This window comes from Mycetocola sp. Y791 (assembly GCF_059445325.1).
This window is the reverse complement of the sequence record NZ_JCAIUC010000001.1, coordinates 719,062-737,020: the sequence shown is the minus strand read 5'-3', so window position 1 is coordinate 737,020 and position 17,959 is coordinate 719,062. Positions and strand designations below refer to the sequence as shown.

At 65.9% G+C, this 17,959-nt stretch carries 16 protein-coding genes; 7 read left to right on the top strand and 9 right to left on the bottom strand.

The genetic code is table 11. The features are described 5' to 3' along the window. Positions 1–5: 5 nt before the first annotated feature. Positions 6–632 carry an SAF domain-containing protein gene (locus AC1C2N_RS03410; RefSeq protein ID WP_495432883.1) on the bottom strand — a complete coding sequence of 209 codons (627 nt, stop codon included), beginning with the start codon at positions 630–632 and terminating at the stop codon, positions 6–8. Between the two features lie 128 nt (positions 633–760). On the opposite strand from AC1C2N_RS03410, the gene AC1C2N_RS03405 reads away from it, so the two are divergent. Further along, on the top strand, positions 761–1,054 hold the full coding sequence (locus AC1C2N_RS03405; RefSeq protein WP_483405616.1) for a helix-turn-helix domain-containing protein: 294 nt from the start codon (positions 761–763) through the stop codon (positions 1,052–1,054). 11 nt (positions 1,055–1,065) lie between these two features. On the opposite strand, the gene AC1C2N_RS03400 is transcribed toward AC1C2N_RS03405, so the two are convergent. Beyond that, positions 1,066–1,674, bottom strand: coding sequence for a hypothetical protein (locus AC1C2N_RS03400; RefSeq protein ID WP_483405615.1), 609 nt, complete (start codon positions 1,672–1,674; stop codon positions 1,066–1,068). Positions 1,675–1,942: 268 nt separating this feature from the next. Between AC1C2N_RS03400 and AC1C2N_RS03395 the strand changes: the two genes are divergently transcribed. Then, a complete protein-coding gene (locus AC1C2N_RS03395) occupies positions 1,943–2,500 on the top strand; it encodes an Rv3235 family protein (protein ID WP_495432881.1) in 558 nt (185 codons plus the stop codon). 124 nt (positions 2,501–2,624) lie between these two features. Here AC1C2N_RS03395 and secA read toward each other — a convergent pair whose 3' ends face one another. The 6 genes from secA to mtrA form a co-directional block, all read right to left on the bottom strand. Then, positions 2,625–5,432 (bottom strand): preprotein translocase subunit SecA, encoded by a 2,808-nt coding sequence (secA, locus tag AC1C2N_RS03390; RefSeq protein WP_495432880.1) that lies wholly within the window; start codon positions 5,430–5,432, stop codon positions 2,625–2,627. A gap of 212 nt (positions 5,433–5,644) precedes the next feature. Next, complete coding sequence (gene hpf, locus AC1C2N_RS03385) at positions 5,645–6,310, bottom strand: ribosome hibernation-promoting factor, HPF/YfiA family (RefSeq protein ID WP_483405612.1); 666 nt, start codon at positions 6,308–6,310, stop codon at positions 5,645–5,647. 70 nt (positions 6,311–6,380) lie between these two features. Continuing rightward, the gene (locus AC1C2N_RS03380; RefSeq protein WP_495432879.1) at positions 6,381–7,151 is read right to left on the bottom strand and encodes a ComF family protein; all 771 of its coding nucleotides are present in this window, start codon (positions 7,149–7,151) and stop codon (positions 6,381–6,383) included. An 87-nt stretch (positions 7,152–7,238) separates the two neighbouring features. Next, positions 7,239–8,945, bottom strand: a complete 1,707-nt coding sequence (locus tag AC1C2N_RS03375; RefSeq protein ID WP_495432878.1) for an LpqB family beta-propeller domain-containing protein — start codon at positions 8,943–8,945, stop codon at positions 7,239–7,241. Beyond that, positions 8,942–10,648 carry an MtrAB system histidine kinase MtrB gene (mtrB, locus tag AC1C2N_RS03370; RefSeq protein ID WP_495432877.1) on the bottom strand — a complete coding sequence of 569 codons (1,707 nt, stop codon included), beginning with the start codon at positions 10,646–10,648 and terminating at the stop codon, positions 8,942–8,944. The genes AC1C2N_RS03375 and mtrB overlap by 4 nt, the downstream gene beginning before the upstream one ends. A gap of 8 nt (positions 10,649–10,656) precedes the next feature. Beyond that, positions 10,657–11,343, bottom strand: coding sequence for an MtrAB system response regulator MtrA (gene mtrA, locus AC1C2N_RS03365; RefSeq protein WP_483405608.1), 687 nt, complete (start codon positions 11,341–11,343; stop codon positions 10,657–10,659). 254 nt (positions 11,344–11,597) lie between these two features. On the opposite strand from mtrA, the gene AC1C2N_RS03360 reads away from it, so the two are divergent. The 5 genes from AC1C2N_RS03360 (at position 11,598) to AC1C2N_RS03340 (ending at position 17,336) form a co-directional block, all read left to right on the top strand. Then, entirely contained in the window at positions 11,598–12,938 is a 1,341-nt protein-coding gene (locus AC1C2N_RS03360; RefSeq protein WP_495432876.1) for a DUF7847 domain-containing protein, read from the top strand. Then, positions 12,929–13,633 (top strand): DUF4129 domain-containing protein, encoded by a 705-nt coding sequence (locus AC1C2N_RS03355; RefSeq protein ID WP_495432875.1) that lies wholly within the window; start codon positions 12,929–12,931, stop codon positions 13,631–13,633. The genes AC1C2N_RS03360 and AC1C2N_RS03355 overlap by 10 nt, the downstream gene beginning before the upstream one ends. Continuing rightward, positions 13,630–14,874: a DUF4350 domain-containing protein gene (locus tag AC1C2N_RS03350; RefSeq protein WP_495432873.1), complete on the top strand. Its 1,245-nt coding sequence runs from the start codon at positions 13,630–13,632 to the stop codon at positions 14,872–14,874. The genes AC1C2N_RS03355 and AC1C2N_RS03350 overlap by 4 nt, the downstream gene beginning before the upstream one ends. 68 nt (positions 14,875–14,942) lie before the next feature. Next, entirely contained in the window at positions 14,943–16,028 is a 1,086-nt protein-coding gene (locus AC1C2N_RS03345; RefSeq protein ID WP_495432872.1) for an AAA family ATPase, read from the top strand. Next, the gene (locus AC1C2N_RS03340) at positions 16,029–17,336 is read left to right on the top strand and encodes a DUF58 domain-containing protein (RefSeq protein WP_495432871.1); all 1,308 of its coding nucleotides are present in this window, start codon (positions 16,029–16,031) and stop codon (positions 17,334–17,336) included. Here AC1C2N_RS03340 and AC1C2N_RS03335 read toward each other — a convergent pair. Beyond that, complete coding sequence (locus tag AC1C2N_RS03335) at positions 17,314–17,931, bottom strand: TetR/AcrR family transcriptional regulator (protein ID WP_495432870.1); 618 nt, start codon at positions 17,929–17,931, stop codon at positions 17,314–17,316. The two genes, AC1C2N_RS03340 and AC1C2N_RS03335, sit on opposite strands and share 23 nt — an antisense overlap. Positions 17,932–17,959 lie beyond the last annotated feature (28 nt).

The following is a 17,959-nucleotide window of genomic DNA, read 5'->3' as shown; positions in this document are numbered from 1 at the left end:
CGCCGTCACCTCCCCGTCGCAGGGACAACCGAGATGGCATCGCCTCCAGCGACGGCGGCGAGGACCGCTGCGACTTTGCCCTTCGGCACGAGGACCTCGACGTCCTGTCCCCCTGCCACGACGAGTCCCTGCTGTTCGACCACCCTGACAACCGCTGCTCCCGCAACGAGAACGACGGGCGGAGCGAAGGTTCCGTCATCCTCGACCTGTGCGGTCCACACGTCGACGAGCGAACCGGCCTCCACGGACTCCGGGAGAATCGACGTCGAACCGACGACCAGTGCGCTCACCCCGACGCTGGCGTCGGTTCCCACCGCGGACTGCGGCACGAGCTCCCCCTTGAGCACGGTCCTGACCACGGTAAGTCCTTCCTCCGGGATGCTTCCGGCTGTGACGTATCTGGCGTCTGCGTCTCCGAGGCGCACGTTCTGGACGGTGAGGTCGCCGGCCCGGATCACGTCGCCGACGCTCAGCGTCGTGCGTGCGACGTAGACGCCCGTGGATCGCTCAGCCGACGTGACGACAAACCAGACACCAACGATCGAGCTGACGATCAGCACGATCCCAACGGCGAATCGCGGGTCCAAACCCGCCCGGATTCGCCGGGAAACCGACGGAATGGACGCGTCCATGGGCCCTCCTGTCTCCCTGCGGTCGCAGGGGCGGCCCTGCGGACCTCCATGCTGCCAACTTTCACGATGACGCGAGAAAGTTATCCACAAGAGGGCACCCCGGTGATCGGCAGCCTCATAATCGACGTATGGATACGGTCTCGTCAGACTCCGTAGGCCGCTTCCTCACGGTTGCCGACGCCGCGGACATCCTCAATATCTCGACAGCAGAGGTGACAGAGCTGATCCGAACCGCTGAGTTGCCCGCCATCAGCATCGGCGCGCCCGGAAGATGGCGCATCGAACACCGGGTGCTCGAGGCCTACATCGCGGGCAAGTACGAGGAAGCCAGGCGCATGAGCCTGTGGCAGGAGTCCGACATCGCGAGCCTCCCCGAGATTGCACGCGGGACGATCATCAAGCCGAACCACGACGAGGGCTGACAGGGACTGGGTCACAGGCGAACGTACGCGACCATGTCGAACGGGATCAGTCGCTGGTGCGCCACGTTCCGCTCCCTGCGTGGCGCTCCCGGTTCGTGCACGGCAAGATCGAAGTGGTCTCTGCCTACCCTGTCGATGGTGCCGGAATGACAGGCATCAACGCCGCTTGCGCAGTGGACCTCGACAAAGGACCGCCGTCGGCAGAGGTCGCGCAACGCGAAGGCGAGGCCGATTCGATCCGTGAGCCGCGGCGCACCGTCCGTCACCTCCGGAACATCAAGACTCCGCGAGACGGATGCCTTTGGCACGATCACACCGGCGATCGCTCCGACGGGAACCAGAACGGCACTGGCTGGCGCTCCCTGCCCGGCCAGGTCTGCGGAGAACCAATCCCTGCCGAACGACTGCGGAATCAGAACGAGGACTTCGCCGGTAATGAGTTCGATCGACAGCGGTTCACGCTCCCGGCCGTCGTGACCGCTGAACGTCGAGAGTCGTTCCCTCAGCGTCAGCCGGCCAAGCCGGTGCCGGTACTCCTCAGCGCGGAGGTCACCCTCGTCCGAGTGAAGCTCCTGCTCGAGCTGACTCTCGAGATCATCGAAAAGGCTGTCCCAGCGCATTCTGGAAGGGTACACATTCCGCGATCCGGAACGTGAGTTATCCACAGATTCGGCCGCCGGGGTTTACATCGATGGTTCGAACCTGCGAAAGTACCGTCTCGAAGCCTCACCCTGCTCGGGACGTTCCGGGCAACTGCTGACGCAGGTCTCGCGTGGACCCGAACACACGTCCTGTCACCGCTGCCGCCTTGCCCCGTGGCGTCATCGCCGGTCCGTCGCCGGTCATCGTGCCCCATCAAGCACCGACAGTCACTCTACGGAGCCACGCATGAGCATTCCGTTCTCAGGCGAGCCAGTTCCACCGTCGCGGAAACCACAGGGGCCTCCCCGGCAGAATGCACCGGGCGATCCCGTCCCCGCCCATGATCAGCGGCAGCGTTCCACCGACCCGCCCGGCCCTGCGGGGCCGCACGGTGCACGCGGGTCTGGCGGGGACCACTTCGACACCGATCGCTTCTTCGGCAGACAGAAGACCCCGACCGAGCTGCTCCCGCCGCCGGAACCGCTTCTGGAGAACCTGACGCGATGCGTCATGGAGGTACTGCGAGGAGCACGTGACATCGATCAACTCGCTCGCTGGATCAGCGAGGATGTCTACAAACACCTCCTCAAACGGCAACTGATTTCGGCGAGGGCACGGCAGATCAAGGGGACACCAGCCACGCGGCCCGTCCTGGTCATCGGCAGGATCACGACCAGCTCGCCGGCAGACGGCGTGATCGAGGCTGTGGTGATGGTCTACGAGAAGCCACGAGCGCGGGCGGTCGCCATTCGGCTCGAGGGTGTCGACAAGCGATGGCGCGCCACCTCCATCGGCATTCTCTAGGCGGACACCCGGGCAGCCGCGGCGGTGGAACGACGACTGCCGTTACGACTCCTGCGGTTACGACACAAGCCCCGACACCAAAAGGGCCGGGGCTTGTGTTGCACTGCTTGCGTGTGCCGCGCTGTTACTTCTTCTTACCCTGGGCGCGGCGGTCGGCTCGGTTGCCTCCGACGGGTGGAGTGACCTGGCCCCTCTGACCGAAAGCTCCACGCTCGGCCGTTGCGACCGGTGCTGCGGCCTCCGGCTGCGCTGACCGCGCGGCTGTCGCCTGCCTGGCGCGCGCCGTTGCCGCTTTCTCTACCTGGCCTTTTTGGTTGCGAACCTCGACGTCACCGGTCTCGGTCGCGGCGGAGTAGCTGAGGTTCTCGTCCTCATCGTCCGGCCGGGTGAGCCCCTTGGCCTCGACGGAGGTGACTTCCTCGCTCGCACCCTTGGTGACTTCGACCTCGAGGTTGAACAGGTAACCGACGCTCTCTTCGCGAATCTGTCCCATCATCTGCTGGAACATGCTGAAGCCTTCGCGCTGGTACTCGACCAGCGGGTCACGCTGTGCCATCGCCCGCAGGCCGATGCCGTCCTTGAGGTAATCCATCTCGTACAGGTGATCGCGCCAGCGACGGTCGATGACCTGGAGCACAACGCGCCGCTCGAGTTCGCGCATAGCCGGTGACCCGAGCTGTTCCTCACGCCGTGCGTAGGCGAGCTTGGCATCCGACAGGATCTCGCGACGCATGAACTCGCGGTTGATCTTGCCCTTCTGCCCGGCCTCAGCGATAACCTCATCGATGGTCAGGCTGATCGGGTACAGGGTCTTGAGGTCGACCCACAGTGCGTCGAAGTCCCAGTCGTCTCCGTTGCCCTCGCCGACGTGCACATCGAGTACCTCGGTGATGACGTCTTCGAGGAACTTCTGGGTGCGCTCGTGCAGGTCGTCGCCCTCGAGGATGTGGCGGCGGTCAGCGTAGATCGCCTCGCGCTGACGGTTGAGGACATCGTCGTACTTGAGCACGTTCTTGCGGATCTCGGCGTTGCGGGCCTCGACCTGTGACTGTGCGCTCCGGATCGCCCGGCTGACGACCTTGGACTCGATGGCCATGTCATCGGGAACCCCGCCGCGGCCCATGAGGGCTTCAGCGGCGCCGGAGTTGAACAGGCGCATCAGGTCATCGGTGAGTGACAGGTAGAACCTGCTCTCGCCCGGGTCTCCCTGGCGGCCCGACCGGCCCCTGAGCTGGTTGTCGATGCGGCGGGATTCGTGACGCTCGGTGCCGAGCACATAGAGTCCGCCGGCTTCGATGACCTTGTCGGCTTCCTCCTGGACCTTCTGCTTGACGGCGGTGAACACGTCGTCCCAGGCTGCCTCGTACTCCTCGGGAGTCTCGCTCGGGCTGAGGCCCTTCTGGTTCATCTCCTGGACAGCCAGGAACTCAGCGTTTCCGCCGAGCATGATGTCTGTTCCACGACCGGCCATGTTCGTTGCGACGGTCACCGAGCCGAGCCGGCCAGCCTGGGCGACGATGGCGGCCTCTCGCGCGTGGTTCTTCGCGTTGAGAACCTCGTGCCTGATGCCCTTCTTCGCGAGCAGGCGGGAGAGGTATTCGCTCTTCTCGACGCTGGTCGTTCCGACGAGGACGGGCTGGCCCTTCTCGTGGCGCTCGGCAATGTCTTCTACGACCTGCGCGAACTTCGTCTCCTCGTTCTTGTACACGAGGTCCGGCTGGTCGATTCGCCGCATGGGCTTGTTCGGCGGAATCGGAACGACGCCCAGCTTGTAGGTCGAGACGAACTCAGCGGCCTCGGTCTCGGCGGTACCGGTCATGCCGGAGAGCTTCGAGTACAGGCGGAAGTAGTTCTGCAGTGTGACCGTGGCGAGGGTCTGGTTCTCGGCCTTGACCTGAACGCCCTCTTTCGCCTCGATCGCCTGGTGGATTCCCTCGTTGTAACGACGGCCCATGAGAATACGGCCGGTGTGCTCATCGACGATCATGACCTCGCCGTTCATGACGACGTAGTCCTTGTCTTTTTTGAACAGCGCGTTCGCCTTAAGCGAGTTGTTGAGGAAGGAAATCAGCGGCGTGTTCGCGGACTCGTAGAGGTTGTCGATGCCGAGGTAGTCCTCGACCTTTTCGATACCTGGTTCGAGCACACCGACGGTGCGCTTCTTCTCGTCGACCTCGTAGTCTTCACCCTCGACGAGGATCTTCGCGAGGCGGGCGAACTCATTGAACCAGCGGTTTGCCTCGCCTGACGACGGGCCGGAGATGATGAGCGGCGTCCGCGCCTCGTCGATGAGGATCGAGTCCACCTCGTCGACGATGGCAAAGTAGTGGCCACGCTGTACGAGGTCTTTGGACTGCCACGCCATGTTGTCGCGGAGGTAGTCGAACCCGAACTCGTTGTTGGTCCCGTAGGTCACGTCGCAGAGATACTGCTCGCGCCGCTCAGCCGGGGTCTGTCCGGCGACGATGACACCGGTGGTCATGCCGAGGGCACGGAACACCCGGCCCATAAGCTCAGACTGGTAGGTCGCCAGGTAGTCGTTCACCGTGACGATGTGAACACCCTTGCCCGCAATCGCGTTGAGGTACGCGGGGAGCGTGGCGACGAGCGTCTTGCCCTCACCGGTCTTCATCTCGGCGATGTTGCCGAGGTGAAGAGCCGCTCCACCCATGATCTGCACGTCGAAGTGCCTCAGCCCGATGGTGCGCTTTCCCGCCTCGCGTACGGCAGCAAATGCTTCAGGAAGCAGGTCGTCGAGGGTCTCGCCCTTCTCGAACCGGGCGCGGAGCTCGGCTGTTTCATTGCGAAGTTCCTCATCGGTGAGGTCCGCGAAGTTCGGCTCGAGCGAGTTAACAGCTTTGGTCAGGTTTTCGAGCTTCTTGAGGATCCGGCCCTCGCCAACGCGAAGAACCCTCTCTAGTACTGAGGCCACGAATTGCACTCCACTTTTATCTAGGGCACGCGAGTATCGCGCCACCGTGCCGTGTGCACGGTAATCAACGTCAGTCGACAACGCTACCCATGTTAGCGTCCAGTCCGGTGAGAGCGCCCTGATAAAGGCGGCGAAAACACCCGGAACTCACGAGCGGGTGCCGGATCGCTCCGACACCCGCTCGCAACGTGCCTCACGGCATCCGTTGCGGGTTACGCCCGCTTCTTCGACTCCGCCGCTTCGTCATCGAGACCGATGACACCGTAGTCCCAGCCCTTGCGCCGGTAGACCACGCTCGGCCTGTCGTTTTTCGCGTCGACGAACAGGAAGAACGGATGCCCGACCAGCTCCATCCTGTCGACCGCCTCGTCGACGGTCATAAATTCTGCGGGGAACACCTTCTCGCGAATCACAACCGGCGAGTACTCCTCCTCGGATTCGCTGTCGCTGTCATCCACCGTCGTCAGCACTCCTGTCGCGACCCGGTCGATCACGTCAGGGTCAGCGGGCTGGAGGTCGATGCCGCTGAAGCCCTCAGCGCTCGCGGTCGACAACGACGTTCGCCGTTTTCCCCGCAGCACTTTCTTGCGGTCCTTCGCCCTGCGTACCTGCTCGAGCAACTTTCCCATCGCCAGATCAAAGGCAACGTACTTGTCTGAGCCCGACGCCTCAGCCCGGATGAGCGGGCCTGGACCGATGAGCATCAGCTCGACCCGGTCGTCTCCGGGCTTGCCACTCTTATCATGATGGCGGCTGACCTTGACCTCGAATGCGAGGGCACGGTCTGACAGGTGGGCCACTTTCTCTGATTTTTCCTCGACGTAATCGCGGAAGCGATCAGTGAGTCCCAGGCCTTGTCCGACAATGTTAATTTCCACGTCAACCTCCCAGATCTGCGCGAACCGCCGCATATTCATGGGCGGTCCTTTCGCGCCTTTAGACCCCACGCTAGTCCGCGCCGGATGAGAAGTCACTCGGCAAACTGTGTGGTTGGCGCGTTGCTATGATGCGCAGTGGCGTTGCCGCGATGACCACGGCACCGACAGTCCGTGCCCCGGCGGAGTCGAGTGCCCTGCGTGCTTCCCTGAGCGTCGCACCCGTCGTGACCACGTCGTCGACAACGAGGAAACTCCCTCCGGCGACACGCTCCGAGGCCCGAAGCGACCCCACAAGATTGCGTTCTCGACCCGCTCGACCAAGGCCAACCTGGTCGGCAGGCTGCCGGACCAGCCTGAACGGATGCTCCGCCGCGAGTCCTCCCTTTCTGAGCACCCTGTCGACCGGCCGGTATCCCCTTCGTCTGTAGGCCGCCCTGCTCGACGGGAGAGCGGCGAGCCTCAGGTCGGTGACAGTTCCGGCGTGGCGCGGAAGCTCGGCGAGCGCCAGGTCGAACGCCGTCCTGAGGATCCGGGCGAGCGCCGCGGCGACATCGGTTCGCTGGTCATTCTTGAGCGCGAGGATGGCGCGCCTCACGGCACCGTCGTATTCGGCGCCAGCCCACACCGGGAACGCATCCCCGATGTCACGCACCGCCGGGGGCTCGCCGACGCTCGCAACACACCCGGCGCAGAGCGCGACGTCCGGTTCACCGCAGCCGACGCACGCAACCGGAAGGAGAAGTCCCATCGCCTCGAGGAACGCCGAGCGCACACCTGCCGCCACGACCCCCGAGTCCGAGTCCGGGTTGGAGTCCGGCTCCGGGTGCCCGCTGTGATTCATCCGCCGAGCATGTCCCGGCCCGCGACTGACGGACAGGGTGGCAACGGAGCGGTGGAGAGTTCGCGCGTTCCCCCGAGCTGGTGAGGACTAGTCCGGGCTGCCGAGCTGGGTGGCCAGGAAGAACACACCCTTCGACGTCGTCTGCCATACGGAGGTTCGCAGCACCTCGACACTTCCGGTCGACGAGAGTGCACGGAGTTGCCTGACCGTGTTGCCACCGACGATCTGCACCGCGTCATCAACCATGGCGAGTGCTCCCGATTCGCCACCGATCACCTGGGTCACGACCTCTCCCCGTCCGTCGGACGCTCCGACGAGCGAGGCGACGGTGACGTCGTCGACCCAGGTCGCCGACAGCCCGACGCCGGCGCCGGCCGCGAACCCGAGAGGTTCACCGAGGCTGACCGGTGTGCCGTCCGCGGCGCGGGTGATCCCGGCCACAAGCAGCCGGGGCTGGCCCACCGTGTGCACAAGCGCGAGTACCCGTGTTCCGTCGCGTGACACCTGAATCGACTGGATGCTCGAGGCATCAGGCCAGCTGGACGCAACCGGCGATTGGGAACCGTCCGCCCTGAGCGCAAGCAACGCTCCCGGCTCGTTCTCGGGAACCGACCACAGGAACCCGAACCTGTCGAGTGACGGCGCGATCAGGTCCGCTCGTGCGTCGACCCTGAGCCCGGCTTCCTGTGATTGGCGCACCGCATAGACGCCGCCCGGCGTGAGCACTGCGGCGAGCGAATAGTTCTGGTTCACGACGGCCGCTGTTGCCCCGAGCGCTTCGATCTGCGGGCTGAGGCCAGGAATCCGCTCCACGGTTCCGCCCCCGAGAAACCCAAAACCGTCCTCGGTCAACGCGAGCGCCCGGGGGTCGACGCGGGTCCCAGCGAGGGTCAGCGCCGGAATGTTCTGCACGTTGCCGTTGACGGCGATACTCACCGAGGTGATGGTGGACACGCCAGAGAGGCTCGCAGACAGCTGGGCCTGCATCCGCTGCAGCGTGACCTCATCCGCGTCGAATGCTTCACTGGTGAGGTCGACCTGTGCCACGTCGTTGACGACCGGAACCGCCTTGCTGGTCAGCTTGATCCCTTCAGGGAAGGCGGAGCTCACCGCACCGCTCAACCACTCGCTCGGGCCGGCGATAAGAGCGGCGACGATCTGGGTACCGGTCGACGCCCGCGACGGGAACCAGCGCAGGTCAGGCACGAGGTGCGTCCAGGTCGGGTCGAAGAAGCTGAGCGAATACGGGTTGAACACCTCGCTGAACTTCTGCTCGTCGAGCACGACGCCGTCCGGCGCTGAATTGATCCGCCACTGGCCGTTGATCTGAACCAGTGAGTACACGCTGCTCGTGGTCTCCGGATCTGTGAACTCGGTGAACTCTCCCGCGGCGTCAACGGATGCCACAGGCTCGAGCGTCACCAGCATGTTCAGTTCATCGACGGGGGCGAAGACGCGCTGGTTGGCCAGGTCCACCAGGACGCTCGCATCCGGGTTCCACTCGGACCGGATCGACGGTGAGAGGTATTCGCGCGCCGTGGCGTAGTCGTCCCGTGGGCTGGAGGCAGCGTCGATGAAGCCGCTGACGATCTGCTCCTGGGTCGCGTCCTTCTCCGGTCCGACAGCGAGAAACTCGACCTCTGGATCTCCGTCGGCTGGCACCACCTGGCCGATTTGCGGAGCGCCTGACTGAGGGATGCCGGCGCAGCCGGAGAGCAGGACGGCGAGGGAGAGCGCCAGGCCGGCCGCGATCCTCGATGTCAGCCGCCTCGTTGCCAGCCGCCTCGGGGTCATGACCGCTCCCCTGACACCGTGCCGTCGGCATCCGTCGGTGACAGTTTATTCACGGGAACAGGACCTTCGGCGTCGTCGGGCGGGAGTGGGAGGGGCGAGACGGTGAAGCTGCCACCACTGACCCTCGGCAAGGTCAGGCGGAAACAGGAGCCGTGGCCGACCCGCGACCACAGGTCAAGGGTACCTCCGTGGAGCTGAGCGTCCTCGAGGGCGATGGCGAGGCCGAGGCCCGTTCCGCCGATCGTCCGCTTTCGGGAGGGGTCAGCGCGCCAGAACCGGTCAAAGACCCGCTCGGCATCCGCCTCGGTCATTCCGAGCCCGTAGTCACGCACCGTGAGCGCGACGGCTCGCTCGTTGCTGTCGACAGTGACGATAATCGGACGTCCCTCACCGTGCTCGATCGCATTACCGAGCAGGTTGCGGACGATCCTCCTGATGCGCCGCGGGTCCATTTCCACGGGCGAGTACCCGCCGGGAGCGACGAGCCGGATCTCTGATCCTTTTTGCTCGGCGAGCGCGGCGACACCCTCGATGGAATCTTCCGCGAGATGCACGAGGCTCGATGGTTCGATCTCCAGCTGAACAGAGCCGGCGTCATACCTCGAGATCTCCAGCAGGTCGGCCAGAAGAATCTCGAACCGCTGGGTCTGCGTGTGCAGCAACTCGGTGGTGCGCGCCATGGCGGGAGGGAAGGTCTCGCGCTGGTCGTACAGCACATCGCCAGCGAGGCGGATCGTGGTCAGCGGCGTTCGAAGTTCGTGCGAGACGTCGGAGACGAATCGCTGCTGCACCTGCGACAGGTCAGCGAGTTCCTTGATCTGAAGCTGGAGGCTGTCCGCCATGGCGTTGAACGACTGGGCGAGCGTGGCGAGTTCGTCCTCGCCCCTCTCCGGAATGCGCACCTCGAGCTCTCCAGCGGCGAGCTGCTGGCTGGTTTCGGCGGCAACCCGGATCGGGTTGGCCACGAGCCGAACAACCACCCAGACCACAGAGCCGAGCAGCAGCAACTGCGCGAGTCCACCGATGATCAGGGTGCGCTGGACAAACAGCAGCGTCTCCTCAGTGTCGCTGAGGTTATACCCGATATAGATTTCGTACCTGCTGCCCTCCGGCAGTGTGATCTCGGTGCCAACGACGATGCCAGGTGCTGTCCCGCCGTTGGACGTCGGAAGCGACACGGATTGCCACCACTGTTCGTCGGGGTTCTTCTGGACGCTCGCCCTGAGCGCGTCGCTGATCACCCCGGTCAGCTGCGGGCTCTCGAAATCCTGTGGGGCCGCCGCGCTCGCCGGCTGGCCGGGTGCCCGGTAACCGGCGATGAGCGTCGAACTCGAGGTCCTGGCAATCTCGGTGCGGGCAGCGCTCATCAGCTCCTGGATCCCGGCACGGTCCTGCTCGCTCGACGAATCGAGGAGGTTCTGGGCCGACGTCGTGGCGCGGAAAGAGTCCTGCTGCACCTGATCGACCCTGGAGGAGAAGAGGTCGTTGCCGATGGACAGCGACATGTACACGCTCGAGATCAGCACGGCCGCGAGCGAGAGACCGAGCGTCACAACGACGGTGCGGAACTGGAGCGAACGCCGCCACGATCTGGCCGCTCTCGACGGCCACGTTCTCCAGTTGGCGAACCTGGCCCCGGCGACACCGGTGTTCGCCCCCGAATGACCCTGGCCCTGCTCGTCAGTTTCCCGGCTGAACACCATAGGGCGCTCTAGAGCGGGACGCCGGAACCGGCACGATAGCCGACACCGCGAACAGTCATGACGATGCGTGGGTTATCCGGATCAAACTCGACCTTCGCCCTGAGCCTCTGAACGTGCACGTTCACGAGCCGGGTGTCAGCCTTGTAGTGGTATCCCCACACCTGCTCGAGAAGCATCTCGCGTGTGAAGACCTGTTGCGGTTTGGATGCCAGCGTCAGCAGCAGGTCGAACTCGAGGGGGGTGAGGTTGATGGGCACGTCACCACGTCGCACTTCGTGGCCGGCCACGTCGACGACGAGGTCACCGATCTGCAGGGTGTCCTGCGCCTGCTGGGGCGTCGGCCTCAGGCGGGTGCGAATCCGGGCGACGAGTTCTTTGGGGTTGAACGGCTTCACCATGTAGTCGTCTGCACCGGACTCCAGTCCCTTGACCACATCGGCGGTGTCGGTCTTGGCCGTCAGCATGATGATCGGCACGCCGGATTCGGAACGGATGCGGGTACAGACTTCGATGCCGTCGATACCGGGAAGCATGAGGTCAAGAAGCACGAGGTCCGGCTTGACCTCGTGGAAAGCGTCAACGGCGCCGCTGCCATCGGCGCAGAAGTGCGGCTCAAACCCTTCGGTTCGCAGCACAATGCCGATCATCTCGGCCAGCGCTGTGTCGTCGTCGACAACCAGGATCCGTGCGTTCATACGCCTCGTTCTCGTTTCTTCGGCTGACGCGGGGGGACGACAGCCATGGGTACTCGAACAGATTACTGGCTCCAGCCGGGGACTTTGCGTATTGCACCGATTTCGCCCGACCGGAGTAAGGTTCGCGGGGCGCGGATCAGATGTGCCACGATGAGCACGGCATGTTTTCGCGACGGAGGGGCCGCTGAATGACACACGACCAGAATTGGCAGGCACCGGGCCAGCCGGAGGAGCCACCACGCTACGGTGAGCGCGTGTCGCCCCCTCCTTCCGTGCAGCAGCCGTCGCCGCCATCCGGCCAGCCGCAACAGCCGCAACAGCCGCAACAGCCTGCCGCCCCGAACGACTACGACCCCAGTGTTCACGGCTCGAACGGGTACGGCCAGGGCAACCAGTACGGTCAGAACACCTACGGCCAGAACCCCTCCGGCCAGGGCCAGTACGGTCAAAACCCGTACCCATATGGACAGGCTCCATCCCAGCCTGGGTATGGCCAGAATCCGTACGGCGCACCGCAGTTCTCACAGCCGGGGTGGACCCCTCCCCCCAAACCGGGGCTGATTCCCCTGCGCCCGCTCGGGTTCGGCACTCTGCTCTCCGCTCCGTTCCTCGCCCTCAAGCGAAACCCGAAGGCGACGTTCGGCAGCGCGCTCCTCGTGCAGGCCGTCACCGTCATCATCAGCCTTCTCGTCATCGGCGTGATCACGTTCTTCTTCATCTCGCGCATCACCGCTGCGGCCCCGGAGGATGAGGATGCCGTCGCGGCCGGCGGGATCGCCGGCATCATTGTCGGTTCACTCGTCCCGTTCCTGATCACCCTCGTTGGAACAGTGTTCCTGCAGGGCGTTATTGTCACCGAGGTTGCGCGCGCGACCCTCGGTGAGAAGCTCACCCTCAAGGCTGTGTGGAAGGCAACCTGGCCCCGCCTTGGCAGCCTGCTGCTCTGGGTCCTCGTCGCCACCGGTGCCGTCCTGGCCGTGGTCGCTGTCATCGTCGGCATCGTCTGGCTCCTGGTCGTCCTCGGCGGCGGGTTCGTCGCGGCCGGCATCATCCTCGCGATCCTCGCCGCTATCGCCCTCGTCGTGGTCGGCGTGTGGGTAAGCATCAAGCTGTCGATAGTGCCGAGCATTATCGTGCTCGAACGGGCGACGATGGTCGCCGCGATCCGCCGGTCCTGGCGCCTCACCGACGGCTACTTCTGGCGCACCCTCGGCGTGCAGTACCTCATCGCCTTCATCGTCGGCACTGTGTCGCAGATCGTCATCAGCCCGATCAGCTTCCTCTACATCATGGCTGTCTCGGCGATCGACCCGACCGGAACGTCGGCGGAGAGCTGGATCGGTCCGGTCGTGCTCTACGTGATCATGATCGTGCTCTCACTCCTGATCGGCTCGATCACCTCCGTCGTGTCGTCCGCAGCGATCGCCCTCATCTATGTCGACCTTCGGATGCGTAAGGAGGGACTCGATCTCGAGCTCATCCGGTTCGTCGAGGCGCGGCAGACGGGCGACCACACGGTCGAAGACCCCTACCTCGTCCGAGCAAACCCTCCCCAGACGCAGGCAGGGACCGGTCCGGGATCGCCGTGGGCCTAGGCGGGCTCGCGGTAGCCGGCGGCCGGTTCACCGGAATCACGCATCCGACGGCGGATGTGCCCGTCGATCCGTCAGCGCCCGAGGCACGGGACTGGCTCATCGAGGAGTTGAGCAAACCCGAGTACGCTGCGGCGCAACCCAGCCTCTTCGACAGGCTCTCCCAGGAGTTCTTCGACTGGCTCGGGCGCCTGTTCCAGCCCGGTGAGGCAGTACCGACCGACTGGATACCGGTTGCCATCGTCGCGGCCGTCATACTCGCAATCGCTGTCGCCCTGCTGGTCTGGGGCGTCCCGCGACTCAACCGCAGAAGCACAGCGGTGAGCGGCCTGTTCGGTGATGATGACACCCGGTCCGCCGACGAGCTGCGGGTGGCGTCGGACCGGTCAGCGGCGGCCGGCGACTGGACCGCCGCCATCCGGGACCGGTTCAGGGCCATCGCCAGGAGCCTCACCGAGCGCACCGTTGTCTTCGTCTCACCCGGCACAACCGCGCACGACTTCGCCGAGCGCGCCGCCGACGCCTTTCCTGACGCGCGCCTCCGGCTCGCCGACGCCGCACGGACATTTGACGGCGTCCGTTACCTCGGCGCGGAGGGCACCGCGGAGCAGTATCGCCAACTTGCCGCGCTCGATGATGAACTCGACGCGCGCACGCCAGCCCGGCTTGAGGCCGTCAGCGAGGAGAGCTCCGCGTGACGGCCAACGACCTCAAGGAGCGCACAGCGCACGCCGCGGCATCCGACGTCGCCGGAAATCAGGTGACGACGCCCCTCGCTCGCACCGTCCTCAGGCGCGCGGTGTTCTGGATCGGTGTCGCCCTGGTCTCCGCCGTCGTCGTCGTTGCCACCCTCATGCTCACGCGGGGCGGCACATCGAGCGGAATCGAACTCGACCCGGCGAACCCGGCGCCGACCGGGGCGAAGGCCACCGCCGAGGTCCTGCGGAGCCAGGGCGTCGATGTGCTGCTGCCGGAGTCCTTCAGTGAAGCGATGGTGGAGGCCGACCAGGCCCGAACCACCCTCGCCGTCTTCGACCCGTCCGGCTACCTCTCCGACGCGAGGCTGTCCGAGCTCGTCAGCGCCGCGGATTCGGTGGTGATCCTCGGACCCACCTTCACCCAGCTCCAGTCGCTCGCGCCCGGCGTGTTCGCCGCAGGCAGGAGCGAAGAGTCGGTCGCCTTGACGGCGGACTGCGACCTGCCTGCCGCCGAACGCGCCGGGAGCATCAGCGCCGGCGCCACCTTCCGGATCACCGGCGATACGGATGCCGTGGGCTGCTTCCCCGCGGACACCGATGGTTCCGGTGTGGTGCAGCTGCCGACCGCGAACGGCACGCTCACCCTGGTGGGACCGGTCGACCTGCTCAGCAACGACCGGGTGATCGAGAACGGCAACGCCGCCCTCGCCCTCGGGTTGCTCGGCGAGACCGAGCGACTCGTCTGGTACCTGCCGACGATTGCCGATGTCGAAGCATCCGGCCCGCCCAATGTCGCCGAACTGACCCCGATCTGGCTCGTGCCGACCACGTCTCTCCTCGCGATCACCGCGCTGGTCGCCATGTTCTGGCGCGGGCGCCGGTTCGGTCCGCTCGTCGCCGAGGACCTCCCCGTGACGGTGCCCGCCGGCGAAACACTCGAGGGCAGGGCACGGCTCTACCAGCGCGTGTCGGCGCGAACTCGCGCGATCGATGCGCTTCGGATGGGCGCAACCGCACGACTCGGCGGGGCCCTCGGCCTCTCCAGGCACGCGACGGTGTACGAGGTGGCGGATGCCGCTGCGGCTCTGCTCTCGCGTCCTCGCGACCAGGTCCGCGGCATCCTCGTCGACACCGTGCCGAATTCGGAGCGCGACGTTATCGCGATTTCCGACGCTCTTGCCGAACTCGAGCGGGCAACGGCAGCCGCCGTGACCGCGCGACCACCCGCCCGCCCGTCGTAACGTGGAGGCGGCGATCGTGCCACAGCCGTTCCGACAGATCCCCACTCGCAACCGGAAGCAGAACTCAGATGTCACAGCAGCAGCCAGTCGAGGGCAACCAGTACCCGCAGCAGCCCCTCATCGAGCACCCGAGTGCGGCGGTTCCACCGAACCCGTATCCCCTCGCAGGTGACGGCACGCCGACACACGGCGAGCCCGCGCGGGTCGCTGAAGTCAGGGAGAAACTCGTCCAGGTGCGGCGCGAGGTCGCCAAGAGCGTTGTCGGGCAGGAGGCGGCGGTCACCGGTCTCATCATCGCGCTGCTGGCGAAGGGCCATGTTCTGCTCGAGGGTGTTCCCGGTGTCGCGAAAACGCTGCTTGTTCGCACACTGAGCTCGGCGCTCGATCTCGACACGAAGCGCGTGCAGTTCACCCCGGACCTGATGCCGGGTGACGTCACTGGGTCCCTGATCTACGACGCGAAGAGCGGCGAGTTCGAGTTCCGGCGCGGCCCCGTCTTCACGAACATCCTCCTCGCCGACGAGATCAACAGGACTCCCCCGAAAACCCAGTCATCGCTGCTCGAGTCGATGGAGGAGCGCCAGGTGAGCGCGGACGGGGTCACCCTGCCGCTCCCCACCCCGTTCATGGTCGCGGCGACCATGAACCCGATCGAGTACGAGGGCACGTACACGCTGCCGGAGGCCCAGCTCGACCGGTTCCTGCTCAAGCTCGTGCTCGACATTCCCGAACGTGAACTCGAGGTCGAGGTGCTTCGGCGCCACGCCGCGGGCTTCAACCCGCGCGACCTCTCCGCTGCCGGCGTCACCGCCGTGCTCGATGCCGATGACCTCGCCGACGCCCAGCGTGCCGCTGCGGCCACCGGGGTGTCTGCTGACGTGCTCGGCTACGTCGTCGACCTCGCACGGGCGACCCGGCAGAGTCCGAGCGTGCGCATGGGCGTCAGTCCCCGTGGAACAACGGCGCTGCTCGCTGCAGCGAAGGCGTGGGCCTGGCTCAGCGGTTACCCCTCGGTCACCCCCGACCACGTGCAGGCCATGGTGCTTCCGGTCTGGCGGCACCGGCTCCAGCTCCGGCCGGAGGCGGAGCTCGAGGGTGTCGCATCCGACGCCATCCTCCGGTCGATTCTCACGCAGGTGCAGGTCCCGATCTAAATGACCATCTCGGGGAGGTTCGTCGCGCTCGTCGCACTCGGCGTTGTTCCGGTGATCGTGCTTGGCTCGATCACCGGCGAACCGGGCGTCGTGCTCGGGCTGTGGCTGGTGTTCTGCGTGCTCGCGGCCGTCCTCGATCTCGTGCTCGCGGCATCCCCCCGCCTGGTCTCGACCTCGAGGTCCCTGCCCTCACGCACCCGGCTGGGAGAGAGCGTCACGAGCGAGCTCTACCTCACCAACCGGGGTCGGCGCACGCTCCGGGCGACGGTGCGGGATGCCTGGCAGCCGTCGGCGGGAGCGCCGACGAACCGCACGCGGGTCACCATTCCCCCGGGCGAACGCCGGGTCATCACGGTGCAACTCACTCCGTCACGTCGCGGCGAACGGCGGGTCGAGCAGGTCACCGTGCGTTCGCGGGGCCCCCTCGGGCTGGCGGCCCGCCAGGCGACACTCGCCTCGCCCGGCCGGATTCGCGTGCTCCCGCCGTTCCACGCCCGCAAGCACCTGCCATCCCGGCTCGCGCGACTGCGTGAACTCGACGGCGCGACGAGCGTGATGGTTCGCGGCCAGGGAACCGAGTTCGACTCGCTGCGCGAGTACGTCCGCGGCGACGACGTGCGCTCGATCGACTGGCGCGCAACGGCACGACGGCGCGACGTCGTGGTGCGTACGTGGCGACCCGAACGGGACAGGCGCGTGGTGATCGTGCTCGACACCGGCAGGACCTCGGCGGTGCGGGTGGCCGACGAGCCGCGGATCGACACCGCATTCGAAGCCTCACTGCTGCTCGCCGCACTCGCTACCCGGGCGGGTGACCGGGTGGACTTCGTGGCGTACGACAGGCGCGTCAGGGGACGGGTACAGGGGGCGACCGGGGCTGACCTCCTGTCGAAGCTCGTCGACACCATGGCGGGGATCGATCCTGAGCTGCTCGAAATGGACTGGAAGGCGGTGCCAGGCCAGGTGCGCAACATCACCACCCAGCGCTCCCTCGTCGTTCTCCTGACCTCGATCGACGCGCCGGGGGCGTCGACGGGGCTGCTCTCGGTACTCCCCCAGTTGACGGCCCGCCATACGGTCGTTGTGGCATCCGTCACCGATCCCTTTGCACTCGAAGCGAGCCAAACCAGGGGCAATCGCGACGAGATCTACCTGGCGGGTGCAGCCGAGCGGGCTCTACTCGACGTGGCGCGCGTGTCCGCCGCCGTTCGTCAGCTCGGCGCTGAGGTGGTGACGGCCTCGCCCGAGGAGCTGCCGCCGGCCCTCGCTGACCGGTACATCGCGCTCAAGGCTGCTGGCCGGCTGTAACGTCCGCCTGCCTCGACTCCAGCAGCGCACGCGCCACGTCGCGCGCGAGTTCAAACGGGCTGTCGAACGTTCCCATCCCGACAGTCACGATCGCACCGTCGTAGAGGAGCATGAGCGTACATGCTGCGCGGTCGGGGTCAGGAACTCCCGCGTCGCGGCACAGCTCGGCAAACAACCCGAGCAGCCACGCCTTCTGGCCGGAGACCTCAGGAAACACGGCCCCGTCCTGGCTGTCGTCGAGCTCTGCGCGAGCGTTGATCGCGCTGCACCCCTTGGGGCTGTTCGTGCCCGACCAGGAGATCGCTGCGTCGAAGACGCCGAGAATACGCTCGACTCCTGGGTCAGGCGTGCGTGCAAGACAGGCAGCGAGGTGCTCTCGCCAGCGGGCTTCCCTGTGCCGGAGATACGACACCACGAGCGCCTCTTTCGACCCGAACCGGTCGTAGAGGGTCTTTTTCGTCACACCGGCGGCCGCGGCGATGGTGTCGACGCCGACAGCGTGGATGCCGCGCTCGTAGAACAATTCAGAGGCCGCGTCGAGGATCCGGCGCGCGGCGGGCGTCAGCGAGGGCTGTTCCGGAAGAGTGACCGTCATGCGGCTTACTATACCGTCCTGTATAGTC

Excerpts from the sequence above, each read along its gene's own strand:
- AC1C2N_RS03410 (WP_495432883.1), bottom strand. The coding sequence starts at position 632 with ATGGACGCGTCCATTCCGTCGGTTTCCCGGCGAATCCGGGCGGGTTTG.
- AC1C2N_RS03405 (WP_483405616.1), top strand. The coding sequence starts at position 761 with ATGGATACGGTCTCGTCAGACTCCGTAGGCCGCTTCCTCACGGTTGCC.
- AC1C2N_RS03400 (WP_483405615.1), bottom strand. The coding sequence starts at position 1,674 with ATGCGCTGGGACAGCCTTTTCGATGATCTCGAGAGTCAGCTCGAGCAG.
- AC1C2N_RS03395 (WP_495432881.1), top strand. The coding sequence starts at position 1,943 with ATGAGCATTCCGTTCTCAGGCGAGCCAGTTCCACCGTCGCGGAAACCA.
- AC1C2N_RS03380 (WP_495432879.1), bottom strand. The coding sequence starts at position 7,151 with ATGAATCACAGCGGGCACCCGGAGCCGGACTCCAACCCGGACTCGGAC.
- AC1C2N_RS03375 (WP_495432878.1), bottom strand. The coding sequence starts at position 8,945 with ATGACCCCGAGGCGGCTGGCAACGAGGCGGCTGACATCGAGGATCGCG.
- mtrB (WP_495432877.1), bottom strand. The coding sequence starts at position 10,648 with ATGGTGTTCAGCCGGGAAACTGACGAGCAGGGCCAGGGTCATTCGGGG.
- mtrA (WP_483405608.1), bottom strand. The coding sequence starts at position 11,343 with ATGAACGCACGGATCCTGGTTGTCGACGACGACACAGCGCTGGCCGAG.
- AC1C2N_RS03345 (WP_495432872.1), top strand. The coding sequence starts at position 14,943 with ATGTCACAGCAGCAGCCAGTCGAGGGCAACCAGTACCCGCAGCAGCCC.
- AC1C2N_RS03340 (WP_495432871.1), top strand. The coding sequence starts at position 16,029 with ATGACCATCTCGGGGAGGTTCGTCGCGCTCGTCGCACTCGGCGTTGTT.
- AC1C2N_RS03335 (WP_495432870.1), bottom strand. The coding sequence starts at position 17,931 with ATGACGGTCACTCTTCCGGAACAGCCCTCGCTGACGCCCGCCGCGCGC.